Annotated in this window: 7 protein-coding genes and 2 pseudogenes; 4 read left to right on the top strand and 5 right to left on the bottom strand. The window is 53.6% G+C overall.

Going from position 1 to position 6953, the window contains the following annotated elements:
* Nucleotides 1–763 precede the first annotated feature (763 nt).
* On the bottom strand, nt 764–1423 hold the full coding sequence (locus HFM78_RS00325; RefSeq protein ID WP_287127422.1) for a transposase: 660 nt from the start codon (nt 1421–1423) through the stop codon (nt 764–766).
* A gap of 359 nt (nt 1424–1782) precedes the next feature.
* On the opposite strand from HFM78_RS00325, the pseudogene HFM78_RS16035 reads away from it, so the two are divergent.
* Nucleotides 1783–2263 (top strand): annotated as a pseudogene (locus tag HFM78_RS16035) (type I restriction-modification system subunit M N-terminal domain-containing protein); the annotation flags it as partial.
* A gap of 29 nt (nt 2264–2292) precedes the next feature.
* Nucleotides 2293–2406: a hypothetical protein gene (locus HFM78_RS16040; protein WP_396034809.1), complete on the top strand. Its 114-nt coding sequence runs from the start codon at nt 2293–2295 to the stop codon at nt 2404–2406.
* 236 nt (nt 2407–2642) lie between these two features.
* Here HFM78_RS16040 and HFM78_RS00345 read toward each other — a convergent pair whose 3' ends face one another.
* Together HFM78_RS00345 and HFM78_RS00350 are read right to left on the bottom strand one after the other, a co-directional pair.
* The gene (locus tag HFM78_RS00345; protein WP_287127426.1) at nt 2643–4523 is read right to left on the bottom strand and encodes a M24 family metallopeptidase; all 1881 of its coding nucleotides are present in this window, start codon (nt 4521–4523) and stop codon (nt 2643–2645) included.
* Between the two features lie 42 nt (nt 4524–4565).
* Nucleotides 4566–4856 (bottom strand): hypothetical protein, encoded by a 291-nt coding sequence (locus tag HFM78_RS00350; protein ID WP_287127427.1) that lies wholly within the window; start codon nt 4854–4856, stop codon nt 4566–4568.
* Between the two features lie 100 nt (nt 4857–4956).
* Between HFM78_RS00350 and HFM78_RS00355 the strand changes: the two genes are divergently transcribed.
* Together HFM78_RS00355 and HFM78_RS00360 are read left to right on the top strand one after the other, a co-directional pair.
* Nucleotides 4957–5634: an L-threonylcarbamoyladenylate synthase gene (locus HFM78_RS00355; protein WP_287127428.1), complete on the top strand. Its 678-nt coding sequence runs from the start codon at nt 4957–4959 to the stop codon at nt 5632–5634.
* Nucleotides 5635–5645: 11 nt separating this feature from the next.
* Nucleotides 5646–6077: a hypothetical protein gene (locus HFM78_RS00360; protein ID WP_287127429.1), complete on the top strand. Its 432-nt coding sequence runs from the start codon at nt 5646–5648 to the stop codon at nt 6075–6077.
* Here HFM78_RS00360 and HFM78_RS00365 read toward each other — a convergent pair.
* A complete protein-coding gene (locus HFM78_RS00365; RefSeq protein ID WP_287127430.1) occupies nt 6054–6269 on the bottom strand; it encodes a hypothetical protein in 216 nt (71 codons plus the stop codon). The two genes, HFM78_RS00360 and HFM78_RS00365, sit on opposite strands and share 24 nt — an antisense overlap.
* A gap of 328 nt (nt 6270–6597) precedes the next feature.
* Nucleotides 6598–6700 (bottom strand): annotated as a pseudogene (locus HFM78_RS00370) (IS3 family transposase); the annotation flags it as partial.
* Nucleotides 6701–6953: the final 253 nt, after the last annotated feature.

Here is a 6953-nt window from a genome sequence, read left to right on the forward strand (position 1 = left end):
CTGAAGTCTTGTACTCAACTGAACGCGAGTGCTTCTTGAACTTGGGAAAACCTTTCTTGCTGTGAATCACAAACATGGTTTACTATGCCCAAACCCATTTGGGGCGACCTATATCATCCCTATCACAAGCACTTCCGATACGTTCTTTCGACCGGTCATAGAGCACAGGTCCCTGCTCCCTTGTGGGTGTCAGACTAGCGAAGCTTTGCCACTTCTGCCAGGGACTTTTGCCAAGGAAGCTAAGCCATCGTTCCCGATTGTAGTACGCCTGCCATTTTTGTAGTTACTCGGCTAAATCAGGTGCCTTGCTATCTACCAAGCTGTAGAACTCCTCAAGGTCAGTACGCTGCGTATGCTCAAGCTTGCCGTTGAGGCGAGGGGAACGCGGCTTCGTAGGACGAAATTTAATCCCCAAAGCCATCAAGCGGTACTGCACCTGACAAGCCATGAACTCCTCGCCACGGTCGGTTTGGCTGCGTTGGCTAGCAAAAGGAAATTCAGTGATTATCTACTCGATAAAGGCTAGGGTACAGTCGGCATTTTTATTGGGGTATCGCCGGATTACTTTGAGGCGAGGACAGTCATCGCTCTGAATGCGCCGAGAACCAAGTCGGCGTTTACCAAAAGCGGCGTAAAGCCCCTAGCTTTAGCTATGGGGATATAGCAAGCCTAAGAGAGACAGAAAAGCTTTTTATACCAATCTAGCTTTGGGGAATTGAACTTACCTACCGTGACACCTATCTCAAAGATGGACTTAACTACTTTAAATGACTTGCATCAATGCCAGCACTCGCGCAGTAAGTTTTTCGCGGCTAACCACACATACTCTAGGGGGTTTTTCCTCCGGTGCATAGGGCGCAAGACAGATACATTCTACCCGCCAATCTTTGCGCTCTAGCCCTTTATTTATCTCTTCTAAATACGTTCTAAATTCTGCTGATGTATGATATATCGCTCCATCCCAAATTAGCTTTATCTTTTTCCCTCTGTAAATCTTTAGTAGATGGTCAATAAAAGCAGTCGTTGCTTTTGTCTCACCTTTCTTAAACTCTTTAAGAACTACATTTCCTTGCATGCTATCCAAAGCACCATAATAGGTTTGCCGCTCACTCTCATTCTTCATCTCAACTACCACGCGTTGCTCTGAAGGACCCCAGACGTAACCTTGGGCATCCCGATGATGCAGAGGACATTTATCTTCCAGAAGTACTATGGTCTCTCCTTTTTTAACCTCTGCTGCCCATTGTTTACCTAGCTCTATAAGCTCTTTTTTTTTAAGCTCTACCGCTTGTGGAGCTTTTTTGGGATTCGACTGTTGCGCTTTTTTGTAGGACAGCCCCGCCTCATGCCTCAAGTCATAATAACTTTGCTTGGAAACATACTCTACATCAAACAGCGGTCTGGTACCAGACCGCTTGTGCAAGCAAGTAACACGCCAACTCGTTTAAGTTCCAATAATTCTTTTCTTTTAACCAAGCCAGGACTTGGCTTTTTTGCCCTGGGGATAAAAGTGGCTTTGGCCCCGCGTACCCTAAGTTAAGACCTGTGATGCCCTCGCGTAAGTAGACACCTTTCCACTTGCTGACCAAGGGGGCTGAGCTTTGTAAAATCTCGGTGATAATGGCTAAGGGGTAACAGTGCAGACTCATCTTGACGGCAAGGGCACGTTTAAGAACTCGCGGGTCAGGATTAGCCTTAATCAGGGCGGTTAGGTCTTCCCCAACATGCCTCAAGCTTCTATTCTAATTCTACACCTGTTTTACATCCAAGAAAGGCTTGCTATACAAGCATGTGGTTTTGGGTCTCATTTTTCTTAAGTACATCGCTGACTCTTTTGAGGAAATGTTTATCAACCTGGAAAAGGGCGCGGGTGAGTATGCCGGAGCCGACCCCGAGGATAAAGATGAATACAAGGCTGAGAATGTTTTCTTTGTGCCTACCGAGGCGCGTTGGTCTTATTTACTGGCTTAAGCTAAACAACCGACCATTGGTACTTTTGTGGATGCGGCGATGGATGCCATCGAACTAGAAAATCCGTCGCTCAAGGGGGTGTTCCTGAGGTTTTTGCGCGGCAAAATCTGGACCCGACGAGTCTGGACAGTTTGATTGATTTGGTGGGTAATATTGCCCTGGGGGATGCTAAATCCCGTAGTGCCGATGTATTGGGCCATGTCTTTGAGTATTTTTTGGGAGAGTTTGCGTTGGCGGAGGCAAGCAGGGCGGACAGTTTTATACCCCGCGCAGCATTATGGGGCTTTTGCTAATACGAGTGGCGGAAAACTCCTGATTGGGGTGGATGATCAGCGGCGCGTGGTGGGGATTGATGAAGATGAGCTTTTAGATTTGCAGGACCGGATTACGGCGATTGCTTTTGACCGGTTCAAGTCAACCAGTGCGCTTTGCTGATCCCCTAAACGCGCCCGAGCATCCCCACGCAGCGCATAGGTAGCGGGCAGGGGATTGAAGCGCAGAGCCTCACTAAACAGCCGTTCCACTTTTAAAAATTGCTCAGCCTGATAAGCCGCGAGACCCTGCTTCAGGAACTGTCCGCTTGTCTGCGCTTGCACACTGGGTGTACTCGCTCCCAACCATAAACACAACGCGAATCCCAGCCACAAAAAGCGCATCAATATCACCTTGGTTTACAACGGACAAGGCGTAACAGTGTTTCCCAAAGCGGCGCACTGAGCCTCATATTCCCGCAAGTAGGTCCTTTCGGATTCATCAAGCAAACCCAGGTCAATCAATTCCCAGTCCATTCCCACAAACGCCAAATTCTCAAAATAGAAGTGGTCAACCAGAGTGGGATGGGCACGGACCACCGCCACATTTTCGATACGGACCCCGCCTTGACCGGGTAGGTAAATCCCCGGCTCGATACTAACCACAGCATTCTCCGTGAAGCCGTAGGTAGAGACGGGCGAGAGCCGAATGCCAGACTCATGGACGTGAATACCCACGCCGTGCCCGGTGCCGTGGGCATAGTCGTAGCCGTACTGTTGGCACACCGCCCGGACTTGGCGGTCGAGTTCTTTGCAGGGTAGGTCACAGGGGAAGACAGCGGTCATGCCCCGGATACAAGCTTTGAGGGTGACGGTATAAATCTCCCGTTGCCAAGGCTGGGGTGTGGAGCCGCCCCGGTTACAAAAGGCTACCCGCGTACAGTCCGTGGCAAAACCCTCTCCGTAGTAGGCCCCACTATCGAGCAGGGTCAAATCCCCGTCCTGCAACAGGTTCTCTGGGCGGGGATTGCCGTAGTGGATAATCGCCCCGTTCGCGCCGGTGGCGGCAATCGTGCGGAAGGAGAGTTCCACCGCGCCTTGGGCCAAGTATTCACGGGCAATCTTTTCGCTCAGGTCCAGTTCACTGACTGGGGCCACAAACGTCGCATCCTCCGTCACCGTCCCAGCAGCGAGGGGAATGGAGCTTTTCACCCAGCGCAGGGTCCGCGCAATCGCCCGACTACTCTTGAGGAACGCTGCCCGGATCGCGGCGAGTTCCTCGGGGGTCTTCTGGGCACGGGCCATCTCCAGCCCAAAGAAGTCAGCGTGGAGGGCCGCCCCCGCCCATACCCCCAGGGCAAAAGTGGGCAAAAAGGCATTGCTCGCCCGTTCACTAAAACAAATATCGGTCACGGAATACGCACTGAGGACCTGGGTCAGTTCCACCAAACTTCCCCGGACCAGGATGACCCGGTAGTCCGTCGCCGTGGGGAGTTGGATGTCTGTGGTCTCAGTCCCCGGCGGCAAAAACAGAATAATATCGCGGCCCACCACGAAACCATCAGCGAGAAACGAAGAGGCATTGGGCATGTGAAACCCCCGTGCCCCGACCAGCCAAGCCACATCGTCACTCATGCAGGTGAGGATACAAGTGCGGTCGGGGTCAAGATCCGCTGGTAGGCAGCGGTGTAAGTCGTTGAGGTTGCCCGCCGTAGTTCGCCCCGTGGCGGTGGTAGGCAAGGCCGCCACCGGACGAGTCACCGACCAACCCGGTAGAGCCAACGCTGTTGAAATCTCCTCCTGCTGCCAGACCTGGAGGGTGAACCCCCGTTCTTTACAAATCTCCTGGAGTTGAATAAAGCGTTTCCAGGTCGTGCGGGCACCGTCAATCGCCACGGTCAACTCCGTGGCGGGGACCGCCTCCAGCCAACCTAAAAGCCCGGTTTCCATCGTCTGCGTAACATCGAGTTTAACGACTTGAACAAAATTGGGGTCTATTTCCTGGTCGGCTTGGAGATGATACCGACCGTCTACGAATAATAAAAATTGCGCCTGGTCTAACTGCTGACTCAAACGGGCTGAGAGAAAAATCCCGTCCCCTGTCGAGCCACTGAAGTTACTGAGGGCATAGCGATGGTTATTGGCAAGGACGTTGTATTCCGAGAGGAAAGCATCTTGAGCGGTAACGAACACACAATCTACCCCCCGTTCTACCCCCAGATTTTCGAGTGCAACCTGGGCTTGGGCAGGGCGGGCCACATAGTGGGGCAGGTCATGGGCTAGGGGTAGGGTTGCAGTCATTGTCCACTCAGGTTCAATACGCTTATTTTACCCGGTGGATGATTACCCCAGCCGGAAGTTGGCGCGAGTGTAACGGGCTTCACGCTCGGCATAGCGATGGAGGACTTCGCGTTGGGTCCCGTCTTGGATGCGGCTGTAAGCTTGGAGATAGTTCTCGTAGGCCGTGTCGCCTTCAATGACCGCACAGGTGAGACGAGCGTTTTCCTGGGCTTCAGCGAGCGGATGGTCCGCATTTAAGTAGACAGCTTCAGCAGCGATAAAGGCCGGGGTCAGACCCCCGGTCTCGTAGGCAACTAGAGCCGCTTCATAGGCAGCATCGTCGAGTTGGAGCATGGCGGTAACGAGTGTGAATGGCTTAGGTTTTAACACGTTTTCTCAATTCTGGATAGCTTTTGAGCTTAAGTTGCTGGGGATCAGCTAGTACGCTGGGCCTATGGCAACTATTTATACCATTCATCCCACGACCCCTCAAGTCCGGCTCCTCCAACAGATTGGCTCAGCCCTCCAAGCTGGCGCGGTCATGCTCTACCCCACGGATACGTCCTATGCCATCGGCTGTGACTTGAGAGCTAAGGACGCGCTCCAACGAGTCCGCCACCTCAAGCAACTCGCCACGGGCAAACCCCTGACCTTTCTGTGTCCCTCCCTAGCCGGGATCGCCCAGTATGCTCAGGTCTCCGATAGTAACTATCGTTTGATGCGGAGCCTCGTGCCGGGACCCTACACCTTCATCCTGCCCGCGACGAAACTGGTGCCCCAATTGGTCCTCAACCCCAAGCGCAAAACCACGGGTATCCGCGTCCCTGACCACCCGCTCTGTCAAGCCATCCTCGCCCTGCTCGCTAACCCGATCATCTCGACCTCCGCCCGCCTACCGGGGGAGGATGAGACCACCCTGACCCCCCTGGAGCGCGGCCTGTCGCGGGTCGAACTTTTCGACCGTCTGGACCGGATGGTGGACCTGATTGTGGACGATGGTTCCGAGGTCCTCGACCAAGTTTCCACGATCCTTGACCTGACCGAACCCCAACCCCAGGTTCTACGCCGGGGTCTAGGCTATGAGCGGGTAGCCCACTGGGAAGAGGACTCAGGTATTCTAGGGAGAACCTGACCCACCTACTGATGAAGACCCTCTGGTTATTGCCCCTGGTCCTGATGCCCGCCCTCTTAGCCCAAGAAGAGGAAGTGAAACCGCCCGTCCTGCGAATTCTCCTGCCCGAAGCCAACGCCGTGTACGGTAAGCATCTCCCCATTCAAGTGGAAGTCGAGCATTTCCGGCTGACGAATGATTGGAGCGTCCCTGGGGAAGAGGAGCGACTACCCGTAACCGGGGCGGGTCATCTCCAGTACGTGTTGGATAACCGTCCCCTGATGCACACCGACAGTACGCGCCTAGTCCTTGAAGACCTCCCCACTGCCGAACACATTCTGGTGGTTACGCTGGTCGGTCATGACCATATTCCCGTGGGACCAGAGCAGCGCGTCATCTTCAAAGTCGTCGCTCCCCGTAAGGGCCTCAGCCGTCCGCCCTTAATCGGACTTACCCCCGAATAACCCGCCAAAACCCTTGGTCAGGTCATCCAGTTGGTCCATTGCTCCTGCTCCTGCCAGCATCGTATCCAGGTGAGCCGCCATGGGCGCGGGTAGTTTTTGTTTAACAAAATTGAGAACAAGCTCAACCGCAATTCGGGCACCCTCTTGGGAAAGCCCCGTCCGCTCAGCCACCAGTTGAACCAAATCAGCCACGTTCCCTACCAATCACGCTGACAAGAGGATGACATACATCCCACCCTAAACGGCAAGTTGTTAGTATCTCTTTTGTAGTGAACCCCAGTATTGAGACAGGCAGTTAAGCAGTTTGTTGTTTCTGCATGGCCTTCGGCCACGGAGCCTATCAAACTCCGCTGGCGGTAGATACCCCAGCGCGGAATGGAACCGCTTTTGTTGTACACCTGCGCCAAGAAATGCCCGATAGCAACGTGCGCTCCCGCCAGATTTTCCTACTCATTCAGATTATGGTTGGCATCTGTTGTACTGACGAATCCTGGCTTGCGCAAACACAGCAGATTATCCTCGCGCCTCAAGCGCAACACCCGCTTGTGACTCACCCAATACCCCCTGCGTTTTAGCTCATGGGTCACGCGCCGATAGCCATAACTCGGCCACGCCAGGGCTACCTGCTGGAGCTGGTTATAAGATTTCCGGGTGTATAGTTGATATTTACCCAAACGAATTTCTCTGGAATTACCTCTGACCTCCGACCGACTCGAAACCCGATATCGTGAGGCATCAGCTCCGGTCGAACGCTCACAGTTTCAGCTCTTATGGCTCATTGGCATGGGTAAAACCACTCAGCAAGTGCGCGAGGTAACAGGCTACTGCTGCACTTGGATACGAGAGCTGGTTAGCCGTTATAACCGCGAAGGTCCC

Origin of the sequence: Candidatus Cyanaurora vandensis, from assembly GCF_013285555.1 — a bacterium.
Taxonomy (GTDB): domain Bacteria; phylum Cyanobacteriota; class Cyanobacteriia; order Gloeobacterales; family Anthocerotibacteraceae; genus Cyanaurora; species Cyanaurora vandensis.